The organism is Fortiea contorta PCC 7126, from assembly GCF_000332295.1.
GTDB classification, from domain to species: domain Bacteria; phylum Cyanobacteriota; class Cyanobacteriia; order Cyanobacteriales; family Nostocaceae; genus Fortiea; species Fortiea contorta.
On sequence record NZ_KB235930.1, the window covers coordinates 2,626,100 to 2,646,982 of the forward strand.

Genomic DNA, 20,883 nt, shown 5'->3' on the forward strand with positions numbered 1-20,883 from the left:
TAATAACCAAAGTCTACTGAAGTAGACTAAAGAGTTTTTGCATATTTTAGTCATCTTGAGATGACTTCTGTTATTAGCAAGGAACTTCAGTTCCTTGTGGGCTATAGGTTTTACGTTAAGTTGACACCAGTGGAAATTACCCAGCGGGAACGCTAAAAGCGTAGGCGTCTCTATAGCTTCATCTTGCCTCAGTCAAGGGCTTGTGGAAATAGATCCAAAAGCTAAAAATTAAATCTTTTGATAGATAAACAATTATCAAAATTTCCTAGATGATGAGACATGATACAAGAAAACATAATTCTTAGTTAAAATCGGCCGTTCCCGTGTGCGATTTAATTATGAATTAATAATGATAAATTTTAGCCAAGAGCAACTAACAAATTCATGGGGCGTCGCCTATGGTAAAATCGGCTTTTGGGAACGCAGTTACGTGCAACCGTTACCCCTGGCACTTCTACAAATTAAAGCAGTGTTAGCAGATTTGGTCAATTTGCCAGAGCTACAGTTACACGAGCTAGGCAAAAACCTACTGACTAAATATTTTTTAGCAGCGGAGTAGAGACGGTGACTGACCCAGTAAAAGTGACTCTCCCAGAGGATATTTTTGCAGGCGGTGGTGAGATGGGGCGAGTCATGCGATCGCTCGACTGGTCACAAACTCTCCTCGGCGATGTATCAGCGTGGCCGCAAAGCTTAAAAACAACTGTCAGCATTATCCTCAACTCTCGTTACCCTATGTTCGTTTGGTGGGGAAGAGATTTAGCCGCAGTTTATAATGATGCCTATCGCCCAATTCTCGGAGCAACCAAGCATCCGCAATTCTTGGGTAACTCCGCGCGGGACATGTGGGCAGAAATTTGGCACACCCTCGGCCCCCTGACAGATATAGTTTTGAATACCGGCGAGCCTACTTGGTCTGAAGATTTGCAGTTGTTAATGGATCGCAACGGCTACATTGAGGAAACTTACTTCACCTTCTCTTATAGTCCAGTCCGAGACGAGAGTAATGGTGTGGGGGGTGTTTTTTGTGCGTGTAATGAAACCACAGAACAAGTAATCGGTGAACGACGACTACGAACTTTGCGTGAATTGGCTGCAAATACAGGAGAAGCTAAGACTATTGCTGCAGCTTGTCGGATCACAACAGATACTCTTAGTAAAAATCCCACCGACATTCCCTTAGTGCTGCTGTATTTGATGAGCAAAGACGGCAACCAAGCGCATTTAGTTGGTACTGTAGGTATTGCAGCTGAAAATATTCCTAGTTTTCAACAAATTGATTTAACGCAAAACCTCGATCCTTGGCAAATTGCCGAGGTGATCCGCACAGAAAAATCAATCATCGTCGAGAATTTAAATGATCTCTTCTCGAACAACACGGCAGAAACATTACCACAACAAGCTGTAATTTTACCCATCGCTCGTCCGGAAACTCAACAACAAGCCGGGTGGCTCGTCTTGGGTATTAGCCCACGACGCCGATTTGATGAACATTATCACGGGTTTTTTGAATTAATTGCTAGCAATGTGGCTACAGCGATCGCTAATGCTCGCGCCTACGAAGAAGCACGAGAGCGCGCCGAAGCCCTAGCAGAGCTAGACCGCGCGAAAACTGTATTTTTTAGTAATGTCTCCCATGAGTTTCGCACACCCTTGACGCTGATGCTCAGTCCTTTGGAAGAGACACTCTCAGTACCAGATGATACACCCATAGGCACACAACGGCAGTCTTTAGACATGGTACATCGTAACAGTCGCCGCTTGCTGAAACTGGTCAATACCTTACTCGATTTCTCGCGGATTGAAGCGGGAAGAATTCAAGCGGTTTATAAACCCACAGATTTAGGAACTTTTACGGCTGAGTTAGCCAGCGTGTTTCGCTCTGCCATCGAACGAGCGGGTATGCGCTTATTAGTTGATTGTCCCTCATTTCCGGCGCCAGCTTATGTAGACCGGGAAATGTGGGAAAAGATAGTCTTAAACTTGCTCTCCAACGCCTTTAAATTCACCTTTGCGGGAGAAATCACCGTCACCTTGCAATCCCAAAGCGATCGCTTCGAGCTTTCTGTTTGTGACACAGGTATCGGCATTCCTGAAGAGGAGCTACCGCGTTTATTCGAGCGGTTTTATCGGGTTAAAGGTTCCCAAGGAAGGACATTTGAAGGCTCAGGAATTGGGCTATCTTTAGTAGAAGAATTGGTAAAACTGCACGGTGGGAGAGTTGAAGTTACCAGCGTGCTGGGATCTGGTAGTTGTTTCACTGTGTCAATTCCTCAAGGAGCTTCCCATCTACCTCCAGACAGAATCAGCACCAGTAGGACGCTAACCCCAACTGTTATAGACCCTGTGTCTTACGTGGAGGAAGCTTGGCAGTGGCTACCCACACAACAAGAGACTAGGAATACAGTACCAGAAGCTAGAGAGCCGATCCAAACCAGGTCTGAGCCTGTCGTCTCCGACGCCGTTCCCCCTCGCATTCTCTTAGTTGAAGATAATTCAGATATGCGAGAATATGTCAAGCGATTGTTACAAAGTCAGCGATATGCAGTAGAAACAGTCACCGACGGTATGGCAGCATTAACAGCAATTGGTCAACATCAGCCAGATTTGATTTTAAGTGATGTGATGATGCCTGTCATGGACGGGTTTGAATTGCTGCGATCGCTGCGTCGTGATCTAGCCACCAGAGAAATTCCCATCATTCTCTTATCTGCTCGCGCTGGCGAAGAATCCAGAGTGGAAGGACTACAAACCGGAGCCGATGATTATTTGATCAAGCCGTTTTCAGCCCGCGAATTATTGGCACGGGTAGAGGTAAACTTGAAACTGGCTCGCTGGCGACGAGAAGCACTACAACGAGAACAAGAACTGCGATCGCTCAGTGAAACCTCGCAAGCAGCAGCTGAAGCCGCTAGAACCAACCTAGCCAATGTCCTAGCCAGTATCAAAGACCAATTTTTAGTCCTAGACCATCAGTGGCGCTACATATACGTCAATGACCGAGTAGTAGAAGTTACAGGCATAGCTAGAGAAGACCTCTTAGGTAAAAGTGTCTGGGAATTATTCCCTGATCTAATAGGTCATGAACTATACACCCAAGCCCATCGGGCTGTAACCGAGCAAATACCCATACAATTTGAGTATTTTTATCAGCCGTGGCAACGCTGGTTTGACAACCGCATCTATCCCAGCGATGATAAAATATCAATGCTGGTGTCAGAAATTACTGATCGCAAACAAGCCGAGCTAGCACTGCAAGAAACTCAAGAGCGCTATCGAGTCTTTGTGGAGCAAAGTTCGGAAGCTATTTGGTGTTTTGAAATCACAACACCGGTAGCGATTAACATTCCGGAAGCAGAACAAATACAACACTTCTATCAGCATTGCTACTTAGCAGAATGCAACCAAGTCATGGCGCAAATGTACGGCGTGTCTTCCCCTAGCGAGTTGATTGGTAGGGGGCTGGGGGATTTTCTGGTAGAGTCAAATCCTTTCAACTTAGCATATCTGCGTGCCTTTATTCGCTCCGGCTATCGCCTCGTTGATGCTGAATCCTACGAGACGGATCAACAGGGAAATCCGAAAGTATTTTTGAATAATCTCGTGGGAATTATTGAAGATGACAAACTGATACGGGCTTGGGGGACTCAGCGCGATATCACGGCTCGCAAACAAGCAGAAGCTGCATTGTGGGAGAGTGAAAACAGATTCCGACAGATGGCAGAAACTGTGCAAGATGTGTTCTGGATTGTGGATTTTGACCGACAGCAAGCGCTCTATGTCAGTCCAGCCTATGAACAAATTTGGGGACGCTCTTGTCGAAGTTTATATGAGAATTTTCAAGATTGGATTAACAACGTTTACCCAGATGACCGAGAAATGGTGCGAACAGCCGCCCGCCAATGTTTGGAAACGGGAAATTTGAGTATTGAATATCGAGTGGTGCGTCCTGATGGTGCAATTAGGTGGGTGCGCGATCGCGGTTACAATTTGGAACATGAACCAGGACAAACTCGGCGCATAGCTGGTATCGCCGAAGACATTACAGAACGTAAATATATTGAAGCCAGTCTACGGCAAAGTGAAGAACGTTATAGATATCTAGTAGAATCAATTCCCCAACTAGTCTGGACTGCTGATACCAATGGCACACTTACCGATGTCAATCAACGCTGGACAAACTTTACCGGCTTGAATTTAGCTCAGGCTCAAGCGGAAGGTTGGCAAGTACTTGTCCATCCTGAAGATTTACCACAACTGAGCCAAAATTGGTCAGGAGCACAGCAAGCCGGGATACACTATCAAGCTGAAGGCAGAATGCGCCGAGTAGATGGCGTCTATCGTTGGCATTTACACCAAGCAGTACCTTTAAAAAATCCCCGGGGTAAGGTGATTAAATGGTTTGGTACTGCCACAGATATTGAGGAGCAAAAACAACTAGAGCAACAGCGCGAACGGCTATTGGAACAAGAGCAAGCCGCCCGCGCGCAAGCGGAAACCGCTAACCGGATTAAAGATGAATTTTTAGCTGTGCTTTCCCATGAATTGCGATCGCCCTTGAATCCGATTTTGGGTTGGTCGAGGTTACTGCTCAACGGCCGCTTGGATTCTACAAAAACCACTCAAGCCATCCAAACCATCGAACGCAACGCCAAACTTCAAGCCCAACTGATCGAAGACTTATTAGATGTCTCTCGCATTCTCTTAGGTAAATTCCGCCTAGAAACAACCGCTGTGAACTTAGCGTCGGTGATTGCCGCTGCTCAAGAAACTGTACAGCTAGCAGCCCAAGCTAAATCAATTCAAATACAGACAATTATTGAACCAAATATTGGGGAAGTTTTAGGCGATGCTGCTCGTCTTCAACAAGTAGTTTGGAATTTGCTCACAAATGCTGTAAAATTTACAGATGTAATGGGAGAAGTAGAGATCTGTCTAAAACGCGTCAACTCCCACGCCCAAATTCAAGTCAGCGACACAGGTAAAGGTATTCATCCAGACTTTTTACCCCACGTGTTTGAATATTTCCGTCAAGAAGATGGCGCCACTACCCGCAAGTTTGGTGGTTTGGGGTTGGGTTTAGCGATCGTTCGTCACTTAGTAGAATTGCATGGCGGTACTGTCGAGGCTACTAGCCCAGGAGAAGGAAAAGGCGCGACTTTTACCGTTAGTTTGCCACTGTTAAAGCTAGAAAACACCACAGAAAATTCTGAACAGTCTGCACCCGCTAACCTAGAAACCTCGCCCCTATCTGGTATTGACATACTTGTGGTTGACGATGAGATAGACACTAGAGAGTTAATCGCTTTCGTTTTAGAAACTGCGGGAGGAAACGTCACCACCGCAGCTTCAGCACTAGAAGCACTAGAAGCGATCGCCCAGACTCCACCAGATGTCCTAGTTAGTGATATTGGTATGCCCAACATGGACGGATACATGCTCATTGAGCAGGTTCGCGCCATGCAAACTCCAAGCGATAGTCAGATTTTAGCGATCGCGCTGACTGCTTACGCGGGGGAAATGAATCAGCAACAAGCCTTGAGAGCAGGATTTCAAAACCATCTCGCCAAGCCTATAGATCCAGAACAGTTAGTACAAGCTATTAGTAATCTCTGGCAAATTAATAGATAGTTTTTAAAAATTTGTTGAATTAAAAACTTGTTGAATGTAGAGACGCAAAACTTTGGGGACAGATTACTACCATTTACCAATCAGAGCCTATTTATAAAGTAAATATAGAAATCCGATTTGATTATTGAAAAGATATGTAGTGGCGTGACCGGACTAATTTTGTGCCTTAGTAGTACAAAAATAAAAATCTAATGCAACATTTTAGCTGTGTCAGTTCACTACGTATTTTTCCAAAATAAAATACAAGTTTTAGATTTTACTTAAGTATGTCTCGAATTAGTATAGTATCGTTTTGGTATAAATCGACAAAGCTTTCACACAAGTTAACAGCTAGAAGCTTTTAACAGGTGGTTTGCTTAAAAATTTCTTATGCCTTTGAACTATGCTGATGTTGACCCAATGTAAACCATCGAACCCTGATACAGTAGTAAGTTTTACCCTCGCGTTAACAGCAGAAGAACGTCACCGTAGTCGTCATCGCTTTGAAATGGAAGATGGGACAGTTGTATTTGTCCGTCTACCTAGAGGTACAGTGCTCAGGGATGGAGACATTTTACAAGATGAAAACTACTGTGATTTGATCAGAATTGTTGCTAAATCCGAACCAGTTTTGACTGTATTCGCCCGCACACCGCATTTGTTACTGCGAGCAGCATATCATCTAGGCAATCGTCATTTACCGGTAGAAATTACCCCAGAATATTTGCGTTTATCACCAGACCCAGTTTTACGCATCATGTTGGAACAGATGGGGCTGGAAGTCAAAGCCGAAAATTTACCTTTTCACCCCGAAACTGGTGCTTATGGACATCAATCTCACGAATAATCATTTTTTGTCTATTTTGCAGTTGGCTAGCCCCAGCTTACCGGTGGGAGCGTATAGTTATTCTGAAGGCTTGGAAACGTTGGTAGAAAATGGTACGATCAACAGTCAAACAAATCTCCAACACTGGTTACAATCTCAACTGCGTTACGGTGCGATTCGGGTGGAAGCAGCAGTGATGCTACGATCGCATCAATCTGTCAGCGTAGGTGATATGGAAGCTTTATGTCGCTGGAATTTGTGGTTATCTGCGGCGAGAGAAACAGCAGAATTACGCACCTCTAGTTGGCAGATGGGGCGATCGCTGATGCAATTACTTGGTAAACTTGATCCACAAATAATGCCTATTGTGAATATTGTGGGTAATCCTAGCAATTATGCGATCGCTTTTGGCATTGCCTCTGCTCACTGGCAAATTAATCATACCGCTTCTTTGCTAGCATATCTGCATAGTTGGGCTAGTAATTTGATCACCGCAGGCGTTAAACTGATTCCTCTAGGACAAACTGCTGGACAAGAGATATTATTGCAACTACAAACATCATTCAACACAGCAGCAGTAGAAATTCTCGCCCTCACAGACGATCATCTCGCGTGTTGTAGCTGGGGTTTATCCTTAGCGAGTATGCAACACGAAACCCAGTATACTAGGTTGTTTAGAAGTTGAATGGGCGCGCTTAAGTGAAGGAGAATCACGTCTAACCCTTGACTCTCGACAAATAAACAATCACAAATCCCAAATGACAATAACTACATTTAGAGTTGGAGTGGCTGGCCCTGTGGGTTCGGGAAAAACGGCGCTGGTGGATGCTTTGTGTAAAGCTTTGCGTGCTCAATATCAGATTGCCGTCGTCACAAATGACATATATACTCAAGAAGATGCTCAGTTTTTAGTGCGTTCTCAGGCTTTGACAAGCGATCGCATTTTAGGTGTAGAAACTGGAGGTTGTCCCCACACAGCCATTCGTGAAGATGCTTCGATGAATTTAGCAGCAATTGAACAGTTAGAACAGCGATTTCTCAATTTAGATTTAGTTTTTTTAGAAAGCGGTGGCGATAATTTAGCTGCTACCTTTAGTCCAGAATTAGTAGATTTAACAATTTATGTAATTGATGTGGCTGCAGGTGATAAAATTCCTCGTAAAGGTGGGCCAGGAATCACTAAATCTGATTTATTAGTAATTAATAAAACTGATTTAGCACCTTATGTCGGCGCAGATTTAAATGTGATGGAACGGGATACAAAAAAAAAGCGTGGCGATAAACCTTTTGTTTTTACTAATTTAAAAACTCAAGCCGGATTAGCAGATGTAATTCAATTTGTCGCCGCCAATATGAGCTAGTATAGCTGCGCTACGAATTTTAAATTGATATTACTTGTCATTTGGGAAAGTATGTGCCAGAAATGTATCCGAACCGTGGTTCACCAATACTCTAGAAATCTTAACTCAAATTAGGAAATCCTCATGGCACATTTTGAAATTATCGAACGCGAAAACTTGCGCCAAGTCAAAATAACTTTGCAAAACGAAACAGTACGCACTGAATCAGGCGCGATGTCTTATATGCGGGGAGATATAGTTATGGAATCAAAAGTTCCTTCTGCTGGAGGATTTTTGAAATCATTAGCTACAGGCGAAAATGTCTTTCGTCCCACTTATAAAGGAACTGGTGAATTATATTTAGAGCCTTCTTTATCGGGATATTACATCTTAGAATTAGATAGTAGTGAATGGATTTTAGAGAGTGGTTCTTATTGGGCAAGTGATTATAATATCGAAGTGGGAATTGAGCGCAATAAACTACTATCTGGCTTTATGGGTGGCGAAGGTTTATTTCAAACCAAAGTCAAAGGTAGAGGAAAAGTGGTGATGAGCGCACCAGGGCCAGTAGAAGTGGTACACTTACGGAATGATCGGTTAGTAGTTGACGGCAGTTTTGCGATCGCTCGAACAACTACTCTTAATTATCGCGTGGAAAAAGCCACAAAATCTATATTCGGTTCCATGACTTCTGGTGAGTTTTTAGTTAATACTTTCGAGGGAACAGGAACAGTTTTACTCGCACCCGTTCCTTATTGGCACGTGATGTTTCTCAATCAAATTATCGCCGCTATTCCTAAAAATTCCAGTTCTAGTTAAAAATTATTCACTGTGACTCACCACATTTTAAAAGCTACCAGAGAAACAGTACATCTTGGTGGCTTTTCTCATTTATTACAACCAGCGCTAACTGTTGACTCTGAAGATACAATTGATATTGAAACTTATACTGGTTACTATCTTTATGACAAAGCACCACCAGAGTTTCTCACACCAGAATTTGTCGATATTTGTAAAAATCTCCCACCAGAACGCATCATAGCTGGGGGGCCGCATTTACTAACAGGGCCAATTTATATTAAAAATGCCAAACCTGGGGACGTTTTAGAAGTAGAATTGCAAGCGATCGCACCCAGTTTACCAATAGGTTTCAATGCTATCCGTGCAGGTTGGGGCGCCCTACCACACCAGTTTCATCAACCAGCATTAAGATTTATTTCCTTAGATTTAAATAATAATATCACCGAATTTCCTTCAGGTAGCGGCATTAAAATTCCTCTCCAACCATTTTTTGGAATTCTTGGTGTCGCTACTCCAGAAAACGCCCGCAATTCAATTCCACCGGGCGCTTATGGTGGTAATATCGATAATCGAGAACTCCAAGTAGGTGCAAAAGTTTTTTTACCTGTATTTGTTCCTGGCGCTTTATTTTCCATTGGTGATGGACATTCAGCCCAAGGAGACGGCGAAGTCAATGTCACTGCTATTGAAACTTCCATGAATGGTAGAATTAAGCTGACACTCCACCAAGATATATCAATAAAAACTCCCATAGCTGAGACACCTACTGATATCATCACAATGGGGTTTGCGGAAACTTTAGATGCGGCCTTAGAACTAGCTTTAAAACATATGATTGACTTCTTGGTGTCTTTCATCAAAATATCACCAGAAGATGCGTATGTATTGTCCAGTTTAGCGGTGAATTTTCGCATCACTCAAGTTGTCAATCATCCCATCAAAGGTGTTCATGGTCTGCTCCCAAAATCCATCTTCTCCCATAAAATAAGTTTGTAGCTGATCAAAAAACACAACAGTTTCTCATGTCTAATATAGTCATCCAAATGCTGCTAATCGGTCTGGTGGCTGGTGTAGCTGGTGGTATGTTTGGGATTGGTGGTGGTGCAATTATGGTACCAGCAATGGTGCTACTTATCGGTTTAGATCAAAAATTTGCCACAGGTACTTCCATTGCGGCTCAAATCTTACCAATTGGTATCTTAGGTGCAGCAGTTTACTATCGTAATGGTAATCTGAATATCAAATACGCCTTGCTAATTGCTGCTGGTTTGATAGTAGGAAATTTATTTGGCGCATTGTTTGCCAATCAGCCATTTATTAGCAGTGAAACCATGAAAAAATTGTATGGCATTTTTTTGCTATTGTTAGGAGCGCGTTATTTAATTGACAAATGAAATTTGGCAGTTAATTTTGACAGTAACCAGCGCCATTGTGGTTGTTTTTAATATGAGCGATCGCTGTGGTAAAATTTAGCGATCGCTTTCGTTATCACCCAGTTTAAAACTGCCAAGAAACAGTTCCTTATCTTTCGTAATTCGGGTATGTGTACAAGCATAGTAGTCAAAAATATTCCAACCGGGAAGAATTTCGCCCGTTAGACTCAATTCAATCGCTTGACTATTCTGCTCACCTGTTTAGATAGAGTTAAAACTCCACTGAAACGGAACCAGTCACTGCAAAAGGTGAACCCTGAGTAATGTTAGCTCGATTATTTGAACCGGCTGCATAACGAGTATCAAAAAGGTTTTCAATTCCTAACCTAAAAGTCAAGTTGTTAACTTTGTAAGCAGCACCTAAATCAACTCGCACATAGCCAGGAAGCTCAAAAGTGTTTTCGTTATCTCCTTGTCTTTCATCCACATAAACTAAACCTGTACCTAAACTCAACCCTTTTAGTGAACCTCCAGTAAATTCGTACTTCCCATAAAGACCAACGCTGTGTTGTGGACTATTAATTGGTCGATTCCCTGCTTGTCCGGGAACGACACTTTTAGTAATTTCTGAATCTAGGAAAGTGTAAGCCGCAATCAGACTAAAATTCTCGGTAATTTTGCCTTGAATATCTAATTCAAAACCCTGGCTACGAATATCACCTACAAGGATGTTGAAATCTGGGTTACTAGGATCTGTTTCTGCAATATTGGTTTGCTTTAAGTTAAACAGTGCTGTCGTGATAGTCAATCTATCATTTAACAGATTCACTTTAGCACCAACTTCATATTGAGTAGCCTTTCTAGCTTCAGGAGCATTCCCGTCTGAGAGTAAACCAAATTGCGGCTCAGTTGATTGACTAAAGCTAGCATAAATTGAGGCTGAATCTGTCAAACTATAAACTAAACCAATGCTGGGAGAAACAAAATTATCTGCGCTACCAGTTACAGAATCAAATCCACCATAGCGTAAACCTGCCAGTAACCTAAATTGTCCAATTTTCACAAAATCTTGGATATAAACACCCCAATCACTATCACTAAAATCAACTGAACGATTAGTAAGTCCAGTGGGAATAGGAACATCAAAACTAGGGTTAACAACGTCAATACTGCCAAAAAAGCCAGCATTAACACCATTGAATCTTGAGCGATATTTATTGTACTCAAAGCCTGTGAGTAATTTGTGTTCTGATGAGCCAATATTAAAGTTTCCTCTGATTTCACCTCGAAGATTATATTGATAATAATCATCAAAAATTGTTCGATAAAAACGTGTTAATGTGTCACCCTCAAAGCCAAGTGCAACAAAAATTGGATTAGCTTCTCTTTGTGTATTAAAATACTGACCGCTCAGATTAACCGACCACTGCTTACTAATTGGCTGGTCTAAGTAAGCTGCAATGCGATAGTGATTATAAATTTGGCTATTACGAGGATCTGTATAACTGCGGTCATAAAAAATCTGACCATCAAAAAATTTAGCTCCAGTATTAAAGTCTTTATCTTGTCGATAATATTCCCCTTCAACTGTTAAAGAGCCACCTCCACCTGTTAAAAATGTCAGTGATGGAGCAACAAAAATACGATTATCTTCAACGTTGTCTACAAAATCATCTGCATCTTGAAGAGCTAAATTGAGACGATAAAGTAGATTTTTATCATCAGTTAACGGCCCTGTTAAATCAACTTCAGTGCGATAAAAATTAAAGCTACCTATATCGGCTGAAAATTTATAACTGGGTGTGGCTTGAGGCTTTTTGGTAATGAAGTTAACTACTCCACCGGGTGAGCCTGTTCCGTAAAGCAAAGAAGAGAAACCTTTCAAAATTTCCAGACGTTCAATATTAGCAAAGTCTCTGATTAAAGAACGGTAATTATCTCGTAATCCATTAACATAAACTTGGCTACCTGTACTAAATCCACGAATTTGAAAGTCAGTGAACAGTCCACCTTGTCCTATATTCCCTGCTGTCACTCCGCTAGTATAAGGGGCTAAGTCTTCCACTCGTCGGGGTGCTTTATCCTCAATAAACTCCTCTGTAATTACGCCAATTGATGCAGGTGTTTCCAGTAGTGGAATATCAAGCCTACTTCCAGTAGTAGCATCTGGTACTCGATATCCATCTTGTTCTCCTGTCACCACCAATTCAATCGACTCATCCTGCTGCGCTGCTGGTTGCTCTTGTGGTGTTTGACTTGCTGGCTCCTCTGGTTGCGTTGCTGTTGCTGAAGTTGTGACACCAAAAATTAAACCTTCATCACTGTCAAATAACTCAACTGTTGGTAAACTTTTTTCACCGACAACTGTCACCCTCACAGTATTTGCGTTAAAGTTGGTTACAGTTATTTCTGTAATTCCCGCAAGTGGTTTTTCGGAACGAAACGCGAAACCATCACCATTAGCTAAACGTAACTGAGCATTGGCGATATCAGCAATAAAATTATTACCAGTACTGCTGTTGGTGATTTGTAGCTGTTCCCCTTTGTTAGTTTGGAGAACAATTTCTAAACCCTTATCTGTAGGATTTGCCTTAACTCCAGTAACTAGAATAATTTCTGATGTTGGTGTTGCGGACTGTACCAAAATTTGAGCGCCGCGATGACCATCAGGAGTTTGTCCCCACGCTGCTTGCATTCCCAGAAGCGAAAATGCACCTGTCAGAAAAAGCGATGTCTGCCACAAATTCAACACTGCTCACACCCAAATTGAAAACAATTGTCAGAAACATTACTGCAATTTTTGGTGTGATAGGAAGGCTTTTTTATCGCTAGACGGATTTTTTTTTATCGCTAGACGGATTTTTTTTGTTGCATTTGATATTGCTTGGGTGAAAAACCGAATTTTTTCCTAAAGGCTGCGGTGAAATAACTGTGGCTGACAAAGCCGACAATGTTAGCAATTTCTGACACTTTTAAATCTCCAGTATCTAGAAGTTGACGCGCTTGCTCTAAGCGATAGTGATGTAAATAACTAAAAGCTGTGGTGCCAAATACCTGACGAAATCCCTGTTTCAGCAGATAATCATTTAAACCCACAGCCCTTGACAACTCCATAAACGAAGGTGGATTGTGCAATCGTTTCAATAAAATATCTCTGGCATGGTAGATTCTCTCTACTACATCGGGTTTTAAAGTGTGGAGACGATAATTACCATCATTAATTTCTATCTCCTGTGCAACCAACATTCCCATTAACTCTAAAGCTTTCCCTTCCAAATACATCCGCTTGGCGATTCCCTGATAGGGACATTGGATAATTTGCCGTGCAATAGTGTACATAGCTGGTGTGGCACGACCACATCGGCAGTAATATGTTTGATGAGATTGCCGAATCCACGGTTGCAATTGTTGGGGTAATTGTCCTTCTGTATTAGCAGCAAAAGAATATAGTGATTCCGGCTGCATGTAAATATTTATCTCCAGAAATGAGTGTTTATCTGAACAATCGCTGGTTTGTTTGGGATCTAATCCACTTCCTAGAAAACTGTATTCGCCTCCAGCAACACTTCTGTATTGATCGTAATGTTCTCCAGAAAAATGGAAGTGATATTCTAAGGCATCATGTTCTTGTTCTGGTTGTAAAATAATCATGCGATCGCGCATTTGCAAATTGCCAATAATCAACTCTAATCCTGGGCGCAACTGAATTCTCCGCCAGTAACCTTGTCCTAGCCGTCGCGGGTATTTGTATACTATGTCCATCGCATCATCTGGATCTGGGTGCTGGGAAGGTTCGACTGTCTCTTCAAATAGCCCATCAAACTCTTGCTGGGAAAGGGTGATTGTCATAGCGATGTTGAGATAAAATCTTATCTAGTAATTAAGAAATTATCTCATTAAATTTGCTGAATTTGGCGTGACTGTGTGCGATCGCTAGGGATAAAATTAAGATCCAAATCACAACAAGCCATTGTGGAGATGTATGATTTTAAGTCTATACATCTACTTTCAACGTGTGAGGATAGCGTTTCTTAATTTGGTAAAGACGGGGTTTTTCGCCCGCGATTGTATTTAGGCGAAATCAGAAGCGCTATAGCCAAAATAAAAAGCTAAGATCGAGCAGATGGGCGATGCTACATTGTGTCTGCTGCTACCAAAAATCGCATAACTTTTTTTCAGTGATTAAACAAAATCAATAACAATGGATCGCCGGAATTTTCTTAAGTATGCAACTTTAGCAGGGTCTAGTTTCACTCTGTCTAGCTGTATTTCCACCAGAAAATCTACTTCCCAAGTTGAGGTATCTCCCACGGTATCACCTGTAGCGGCAAGTGAACCTTTAAAAGTAGGATTTGTTTATACTCGTTCTATCGGTGATTTTGGCTGGACTTACTCCCATGATCTTGGTCGCCGAGAAATGGAAGCATATTTGCAAGATAAAGTCAAGACCACCTTTCTGGAAAATGTCAACACAGACATCGAAGCAGAAAGAGTGATTCGCCAATTAGCACTAGATGGTAACAAGTTGATTTTTGCCACTTCCTTGAGCTACACAAATCCGATGATGAAAGTAGCTCCAGAATTTCCTGATGTGGTTTTTGAACATTGTACAGGATATCGGCGCGCTGTTAATGTCGGCACTTATTTAGTACGTTTTGAAGAAGCGCGATATTTAACAGGCATGATTGCTGGTAAAATGACGAAATCTCAAATAATTGGTTTTGTGGCATCAGAGCCAATTGCCGAAGTAATTCGCGGCATAAATGCCTTTACCCAAGGATTGCGACAGACAAATCCCCAAGCTAAAGTCAGGGTACTTTGGGCCCGTAGTTGGTATGATCCAGCTAAAGAAAGGGAAATAGCCCAAGCTTTAATTAATCTCGGCGCAGATGTATTGACACAGCACACTGATTCTTCTGCTCCTGTGCAACTGGCTCAAGAAAAACGGATTTATGCTTTTGGTTACAATCATGATCTGAGTAAGTTTGCTCCTACAGCACATCTGACGTCTGTGATGAGTAAGTGGGGCAAATTTTATACAGATACAGCTTTAGCAGTAATCAATAATACTTGGAAGTCCAGAGCGACCTGGGATGGTATCGGTAAAGGAATGGTTGACATTTCCCCGATGAATCAGATAATTCCTACTGATGTTCAGCAATTAGTTAACACTAAACGCCAAGAATTTATTCAAGGTGTTGCTCATCCCTTTTCTGGCCCGGTGAAAGACCAGCAGGGAGTAGTGCGGGTTCCCAAGGGTAAAATGTTAGGTGATGCTGAACAGTTGGTGATGAATTGGTATGTGGAAGGAGTAGAGGGGGCGATTCCTCAAAAAAGTTTATAGTTGGTTATCGGTAATTTTTTTCTATTCGTTACTGAATAAAAGTTTTTTCAATGCGGCGGTCGGGGATGAGCCACATTACGGCTACTAGGATGTATAGTCCACAGGCGAATAATGAATTGAGAAAAGCCAGGGGAATTGCTAGGGCGTAGATGAATATTGATATTTTGCCCTTAAAGTCTTTGCCAAGTGCGATCGCTAACGCGGAATCTTTACCGTGATGCTCTACAAGGGTCTGGGTTAAAATCCAGTAGGCAATTCCCGTTAACATCAATACCGTACCATAAAGGGCGACTGGCAAGCGTGCGAAATCGTTTTCACCCATCCAGCCTGTGACGAATGGTATCAGTGATAACCAGAATAATAGATGCAGGTTAGCCCACAAAATGCGTCCGTTAACGTGGCGAATCGCTTGTATCAGGTGATGATGGTTGTTCCAATAGATACCAAGAAATACAAAGCTGAGTACATAACTAAGAAATATGGGGAGCAAGGGACGCAACACTGCTAAATCATGGCCGTGGGGTACTTTGATTTCCAGTACCATGATGGTGATAATGATAGCGATTACGGCATCGCTGAAGGCTTCTAATCTCCCTTTTCCCATAACTGTACACACTCCTTGGCTATTGATTTTCTAGTCAAAAAGGGCGGGTAGACCCCGCCCGTACATGTTTATGATCCTCCCATAGATCGTATGATCTGCTACGTTAATTGATTGAAGATGGCGCTGACATCAACAGCTAGCTTTTGTCCTAATTTGAGTAAGTGAGCACATTGATCCGAATCTTGTTTATGATTCCCAGTGATGAGACACAGGGAGGCTATTTGATTGTGCAAACAGCTAAAGTATAGTTCTTGGGATCGATGTAAGGAGATGCCTAAATTTAGCTGATAGCCAACATCAATTAATTTTTCTAAACGTTGGATATCTGCATCGCCGCTGTCTTGGGGATCGTGTAACAATTGCCAAAGCGATCGCATAATCAACTGTTCTAAAATCTGCCTACCTTCGGGAATATTTAGCCGACAACGCAGATGTTTAGCTTCGGTGGCGATCGCTTCCAATTCTACTAGATGATTCCAGCTGGTTTGCGGTTCGGTGATATCTTGCTCAAGCGATCGCAAGATCATCATACAGCGATGCCCTAGAGCTATTTCCGCTGCTACTTGCAATTCTTGGGGTACAGCTAGTCCATCCCGATGGAAAGCCATAATCACACCGTAATTATCCCGATACGTTTGGGTATAAAGTTGATTCAAACGCGCCAGTGTTTCTTGACTCAGCAGTTGCATAATTCGGTGACGTTCTTCAGCGAATAAATCTTGCAAATTGAATGCTTCTTCTCTAAATAGCTGAGTCATCACCAAGATAGTATGAGCTGCGCTAGCTTGCTGCAAGGCGATAAACAGCTTTTCTTTCAATTCGCTGTAGTCGCGTCTCCCAGAAAATGGTTGAATGCAGCAGTGGAAATCCCAGCCCCCCAAATGCAGCACAGCAAACACTAAATGTTCACTTTCCCAGGTAACTTCTGACACTAGCTGTAAATGCCCTACTACCAGAGTTAATGATCCCATGCGTTGCAGTTGGTAATCTAACTCATTGGCGGTGTAGCAATAAACTCGCTTTTGGTAAGGGTGGGGATGTTTGCCGGTATGATCTGGGACGATGGCAGAATTCCGTGTTTCTGGTGTTTTGTGATGAGCAAACAGGGAAGTAATGGCGTAGTGGGCGGCTACCTGCTGGAAGCTAATTTGAGCAGTTAGTACTTGTTGGCGATAAACTTCGCCGCCATGCATGAAGATATCAACATTACTAGGCGCTAAACCCAGGCGTTTGACGAAATCTGCTTCTAGTTGCACACCGGCGACATCTCCCGCCAATTCCAAAGCACGAGCGGCGTAACGCAGAATTTGTGTGCCTTCTGGGCGGGAAATTTCTTCAAAAAACCAACCACAACTGGTGAACATCAGCAAAGCATGACGCTGCATTTCTAATAAACGCAGTGCGTCTACTTGTTCTGCGGCTGTGAGTTTGTGGGTTTGATGGCGGTTGAGAAAACGGCTGACATTAGCGGGAGAGCGATCGCGAATTACTTCAATATACTCATCTCGCGCTTGCCAGGGATCGGTGAAAATTTGCTTACCATATTCTTCATACACCTCAATTAACTGATCCCGCAGCCAATTCAGTGCATTCCGCAGGGGACGACGCCATTTTTGATGCCACACACCCCCTTCACCACCACAACCACAATCATCTTGCCATCTATCCACACCGTGGGCACAACTCCAGGCGGTGACTGGCTTTAATTCCACCTCCCACGCGGGAGGATTTAAGCTGAGGTAGTGAGCAAAATTCGTCACAGTCCAGCCGTGGTCAGGAAACTCGGCGATGAAAGCATAAGCTAAAGTTTTTTCGGTACCTTTCTTGTGGTGTCCGAAGGTTTCCCCGTCTGTCGCCACAGAAATTAATTGCGCTGGACGGTGATCCCCACGAACTGCAGCACCGATGCGTCCTGCAAAGTGGTGGGAGTTATAGACAACATCGCTAAAACCCATATCCCGTGAGATTGGGCCATCGTAGAAGAAGATATCGATGTAAGGTGGGTTCGTGGTTTGATGATGCGGTAAATAACAACGATAGGGGCGGGTGGGATCAATCTGACTACCGCCGACTTCGTGCCATTCCGGCTGGGGATCATCTGCAGTGGCGAAAGGACGACAACGTTGGGCTTGAGATGGTGCAAGGATAATGAAGCGAATACCTTCAGCCACCAGAGCTTCTAGAGTGGCGTAGTCTACAGCCGTTTCTGCTAACCACATACCTTCGGGATCGCGGCCGAAGCGGGAGCGGAAATCTGCGACACCCCAGCGAATTTGGGTGTATTTGTCGCGTTCGTTAGCCAAAGGCATGATGATGTGATTGTATACTTGCGCGATCGCATTTCCATGTCCCTGCAACCGCCGCGCACTTTTCGCATCAGCCTCTAAAATTCGCTGATAAACCTCGACATCATGGCGCTCTAGCCACGACATCAATGTGGGGCCGATATTGAAGCTCATGTACTCATAATTGTTCACGATCCCCACCACTTCGCCTCGGTCATTGAGCACCCTAGCAAAGGCATTCGGGCGATAGCATTCCCAATGGATGCGCTCATTCCAGTCATGGAAAGGAGCTGCACTCGGTTGGCGTTCAATCGCGTCCAGATAAGGGTTTTCCCTTGGTGGCTGGTAAAAGTGACCATGTACAGCTACATATACACCAGTCTTAGTGCTCAGGGGATCGCTCTCCTGAGTGTGTTTGAGATCATGGTGCGATGTGAATGTTGAGCCAGAGCTAGCCGGCATTTCAGCAGCAGAAGTCATTGTATTTTTATCCAAAAAAAACTTGCAGTTGCGCCAAAAAGCTTGTCTGTAAACCTATCTACAGCGAGTCGAGCACGAAATCCGGTATTGACGACAACTATAAAGATTCAAACCAAAGTTCCTAGAAAGCGGCTTTAGTATAGCGGGAAATCTGCGTTATCGCACAGCCCTTTTCCCACAGCAACTAAATCATCAGCCATTGAGCAACGCCTCATTTTAGGTGTTTTTTCGTTGGCAGGGCAATGAATTTAATTGTCTTTTAATATATTAAACCGCATTTTTAGGTTAGAATTTCGGTTTAAATTCATAGTTTTGCAACAAAACATTGCAAAATCTACGTAAAACGCAATCTTATATTACATAGTCTAGCTGCCGATTGAAAACCGTAAAATCGCCGCATCGGGTAACAGGGCGGTGTCGGTGGACGCTTAACTTCAGCAAATACTCTTGACAAACGACTCATGACGAACAACAAATGACAAATGACTATGTTGTTAGGTAAAAAATGTCGGTCAAAAACACTCTGTTTCTCGTTTTGTTAATATTTGTACCAATTTCTCTCGCAGCGCACGTTTTAGAGTGGGGAGAATTAATCGTTTTTATCACCGCTGGATTAGCGATTCTCCCGTTAGCAGGTTGGATGGGTACAGCTACAGAAGAAATTGCGGTGGTAGCTGGGCCATCATTGGGGGGGTTATTAAATGCTACCTTTGGCAATGCCACTGAATTAATTATTGCTCTAGTGGCGCTGAACGCTGGACTGGTGAATGTAGTCAAGGCTAGCATCACGGGATCGATTATCGGCAACTTATTATTAGTAATGGGTCTGTCGATGTTTTTGGGGGGACTGCGCTACAAAGAACAAAAATTTCAATCAATTGTGGCGCGGGTGAATGCTTCGTCAATGAATTTGGCGGTGATTGCGATTTTGTTACCCACAGCGATGAACTATACTTCCGTGGGAATTAGTGAAGAAACTCTACAAAATCTTTCTCTTGGCGTGGCTGTCGTATTAATGTTGGTTTATGCTTTGACGCTGCTGTTTTCTATGAAAACTCACTCCTACTTATATGAAGTCGGTGTTGCCGAAGCAGAAATAGAGGAACCCTCCCATGAAAAACCCAACATTTGGCTCTGGAGTGGGGTGTTATTGGTTTGTACCCTGTTCGTAGCCCTAGAGTCAGAAATGCTGGTTGATTCGTTAGAAGTAGCCACATCCCAGTTAGGCTTAACCGCCTTATTTACTGGGGTAATCGTCGTTCCCATTATTGGAAACGCCGCCGAACACGCCACAGCAGTGACTGTAGCAATGAAAGATAAGATGGATCTTTCCCTATCTGTGGCGGTGGGATCAAGTATGCAAATTGCTTTGTTTGTTGCTCCCGTGTTAGTCATTGCAGGTTGGTTAATTGGTCAACCAATGGATTTAGATTTCCAGCCCTTTGAATTAGTAGCTGTAGCCGTGTCCGTGTTAATTGCCAACAGCATCTGTTCTGATGGTAAATCTAATTGGCTCGAAGGGACATTACTATTAGCCGCTTATGCAGTCTTAGGCTTTGCTTTCTACTTCCATCCCGTGATTGATGGTATTGGCTAGATTAGCACCAACAATCCTACACAACAGCGATCGCTCTTAATTATCACCGAGAGCGATCGCTTTTTGATCAGCCAGCAGTGGAGAATTTGGGTATTTAGGGGATAGGGGATAGGGGTTAGAGTCTGAAACTCTTAAAAATAACGCTCCTCGTTAATTAACTCTATTTGCATCGCCACACTATGGCAATTGCCAATTACATAAAGTATGCCTCAGCTAGCCTAAGCGTCCCTAATTTCTAACCCCTAACCTCAACGAAATGTACCATCATAAAACGAGAAACGCTATAAATTCTGAGCAAACAGTGACTATCACAGCAGTTTCTCCAGCATAATCTTATAAATATAAAAATAGTTATTCACCAAACACAGCCGATGAATGCACGCACTGCTTCCACTCCCAGCTTACCCAATCTCCGGTTTGGAGATTCAGGCGATGCTGTCAGAGTTTTACAAAGATTGTTATTAAATAACCGTTACCCTGTGAAACTTGATGGCGCTTTCGGCGCTCTCACAGAAACTGCAGTCAAAGCGTTTCAAAATCAACGCAACTTATCACCAGATGGTGTAGTTGGTTCCCGCACTTGGCGTGAGTTGATCCAGTAGCGTAGGGTGGGTACAGCCCAC

The 20,883-nt window shown here is 43.1% G+C and carries 16 protein-coding genes; 11 read left to right on the forward strand and 5 right to left on the reverse strand.

The window, feature by feature from the left end:
* Window positions 1-349: 349 nt before the first annotated feature.
* The 8 genes from MIC7126_RS27510 to MIC7126_RS0112220 all read left to right on the forward strand — a co-directional run bounded on the left by MIC7126_RS27510 (window position 350) and on the right by MIC7126_RS0112220 (window position 9,971).
* Window positions 350-559, forward strand: coding sequence for a hypothetical protein (locus MIC7126_RS27510; protein WP_017653430.1), 210 nt, complete (start codon window positions 350-352; stop codon window positions 557-559).
* 5 nt (window positions 560-564) lie between these two features.
* On the forward strand, window positions 565-5,631 hold the full coding sequence (locus tag MIC7126_RS0112190; protein WP_017653431.1) for an ATP-binding protein: 5,067 nt from the start codon (window positions 565-567) through the stop codon (window positions 5,629-5,631).
* Window positions 5,632-6,013: 382 nt separating this feature from the next.
* Window positions 6,014-6,457: an urease accessory protein UreE gene (gene ureE, locus MIC7126_RS0112195; RefSeq protein ID WP_017653432.1), complete on the forward strand. Its 444-nt coding sequence runs from the start codon at window positions 6,014-6,016 to the stop codon at window positions 6,455-6,457.
* Window positions 6,435-7,121 (forward strand): urease accessory protein UreF, encoded by a 687-nt coding sequence (locus MIC7126_RS0112200; RefSeq protein WP_017653433.1) that lies wholly within the window; start codon window positions 6,435-6,437, stop codon window positions 7,119-7,121. The genes ureE and MIC7126_RS0112200 overlap by 23 nt, the downstream gene beginning before the upstream one ends.
* A gap of 79 nt (window positions 7,122-7,200) precedes the next feature.
* A complete protein-coding gene (ureG, locus tag MIC7126_RS0112205; protein ID WP_026100202.1) occupies window positions 7,201-7,797 on the forward strand; it encodes an urease accessory protein UreG in 597 nt (198 codons plus the stop codon).
* 123 nt (window positions 7,798-7,920) lie between these two features.
* Window positions 7,921-8,595 carry an AIM24 family protein gene (locus MIC7126_RS0112210; RefSeq protein ID WP_017653435.1) on the forward strand — a complete coding sequence of 225 codons (675 nt, stop codon included), beginning with the start codon at window positions 7,921-7,923 and terminating at the stop codon, window positions 8,593-8,595.
* A gap of 12 nt (window positions 8,596-8,607) precedes the next feature.
* Window positions 8,608-9,573: an acetamidase/formamidase family protein gene (locus MIC7126_RS0112215; protein WP_017653436.1), complete on the forward strand. Its 966-nt coding sequence runs from the start codon at window positions 8,608-8,610 to the stop codon at window positions 9,571-9,573.
* Between the two features lie 26 nt (window positions 9,574-9,599).
* The gene (locus MIC7126_RS0112220; RefSeq protein WP_017653437.1) at window positions 9,600-9,971 is read left to right on the forward strand and encodes a sulfite exporter TauE/SafE family protein; all 372 of its coding nucleotides are present in this window, start codon (window positions 9,600-9,602) and stop codon (window positions 9,969-9,971) included.
* A 75-nt stretch (window positions 9,972-10,046) separates the two neighbouring features.
* Here MIC7126_RS0112220 and MIC7126_RS32255 read toward each other — a convergent pair whose 3' ends face one another.
* From MIC7126_RS32255 to MIC7126_RS0112230, 3 genes are all read right to left on the reverse strand, one after another.
* The gene (locus MIC7126_RS32255; protein WP_274517486.1) at window positions 10,047-10,181 is read right to left on the reverse strand and encodes a hypothetical protein; all 135 of its coding nucleotides are present in this window, start codon (window positions 10,179-10,181) and stop codon (window positions 10,047-10,049) included.
* 40 nt (window positions 10,182-10,221) lie between these two features.
* Window positions 10,222-12,702 (reverse strand): TonB-dependent siderophore receptor, encoded by a 2,481-nt coding sequence (locus MIC7126_RS0112225; RefSeq protein ID WP_026100203.1) that lies wholly within the window; start codon window positions 12,700-12,702, stop codon window positions 10,222-10,224.
* A gap of 98 nt (window positions 12,703-12,800) precedes the next feature.
* Window positions 12,801-13,799 (reverse strand): helix-turn-helix domain-containing protein, encoded by a 999-nt coding sequence (locus MIC7126_RS0112230; RefSeq protein ID WP_017653440.1) that lies wholly within the window; start codon window positions 13,797-13,799, stop codon window positions 12,801-12,803.
* Between the two features lie 352 nt (window positions 13,800-14,151).
* On the opposite strand from MIC7126_RS0112230, the gene MIC7126_RS0112235 reads away from it, so the two are divergent.
* A complete protein-coding gene (locus tag MIC7126_RS0112235) occupies window positions 14,152-15,294 on the forward strand; it encodes a BMP family ABC transporter substrate-binding protein (protein WP_017653441.1) in 1,143 nt (380 codons plus the stop codon).
* 28 nt (window positions 15,295-15,322) lie between these two features.
* Here MIC7126_RS0112235 and MIC7126_RS0112240 read toward each other — a convergent pair whose 3' ends face one another.
* Both MIC7126_RS0112240 and MIC7126_RS0112245 read right to left on the reverse strand, forming a co-directional pair.
* A complete protein-coding gene (locus MIC7126_RS0112240; protein WP_017653442.1) occupies window positions 15,323-15,898 on the reverse strand; it encodes a TMEM175 family protein in 576 nt (191 codons plus the stop codon).
* 98 nt (window positions 15,899-15,996) lie between these two features.
* Window positions 15,997-18,663 carry a DUF3536 domain-containing protein gene (locus tag MIC7126_RS0112245; protein ID WP_017653443.1) on the reverse strand — a complete coding sequence of 889 codons (2,667 nt, stop codon included), beginning with the start codon at window positions 18,661-18,663 and terminating at the stop codon, window positions 15,997-15,999.
* Between the two features lie 505 nt (window positions 18,664-19,168).
* On the opposite strand from MIC7126_RS0112245, the gene cax reads away from it, so the two are divergent.
* A complete protein-coding gene (gene cax, locus MIC7126_RS0112250; protein ID WP_017653444.1) occupies window positions 19,169-20,260 on the forward strand; it encodes a calcium/proton exchanger in 1,092 nt (363 codons plus the stop codon).
* Between the two features lie 371 nt (window positions 20,261-20,631).
* Window positions 20,632-20,862, forward strand: a complete 231-nt coding sequence (locus MIC7126_RS0112255) for a peptidoglycan-binding domain-containing protein (protein ID WP_017653445.1) — start codon at window positions 20,632-20,634, stop codon at window positions 20,860-20,862.
* Window positions 20,863-20,883: the final 21 nt, after the last annotated feature.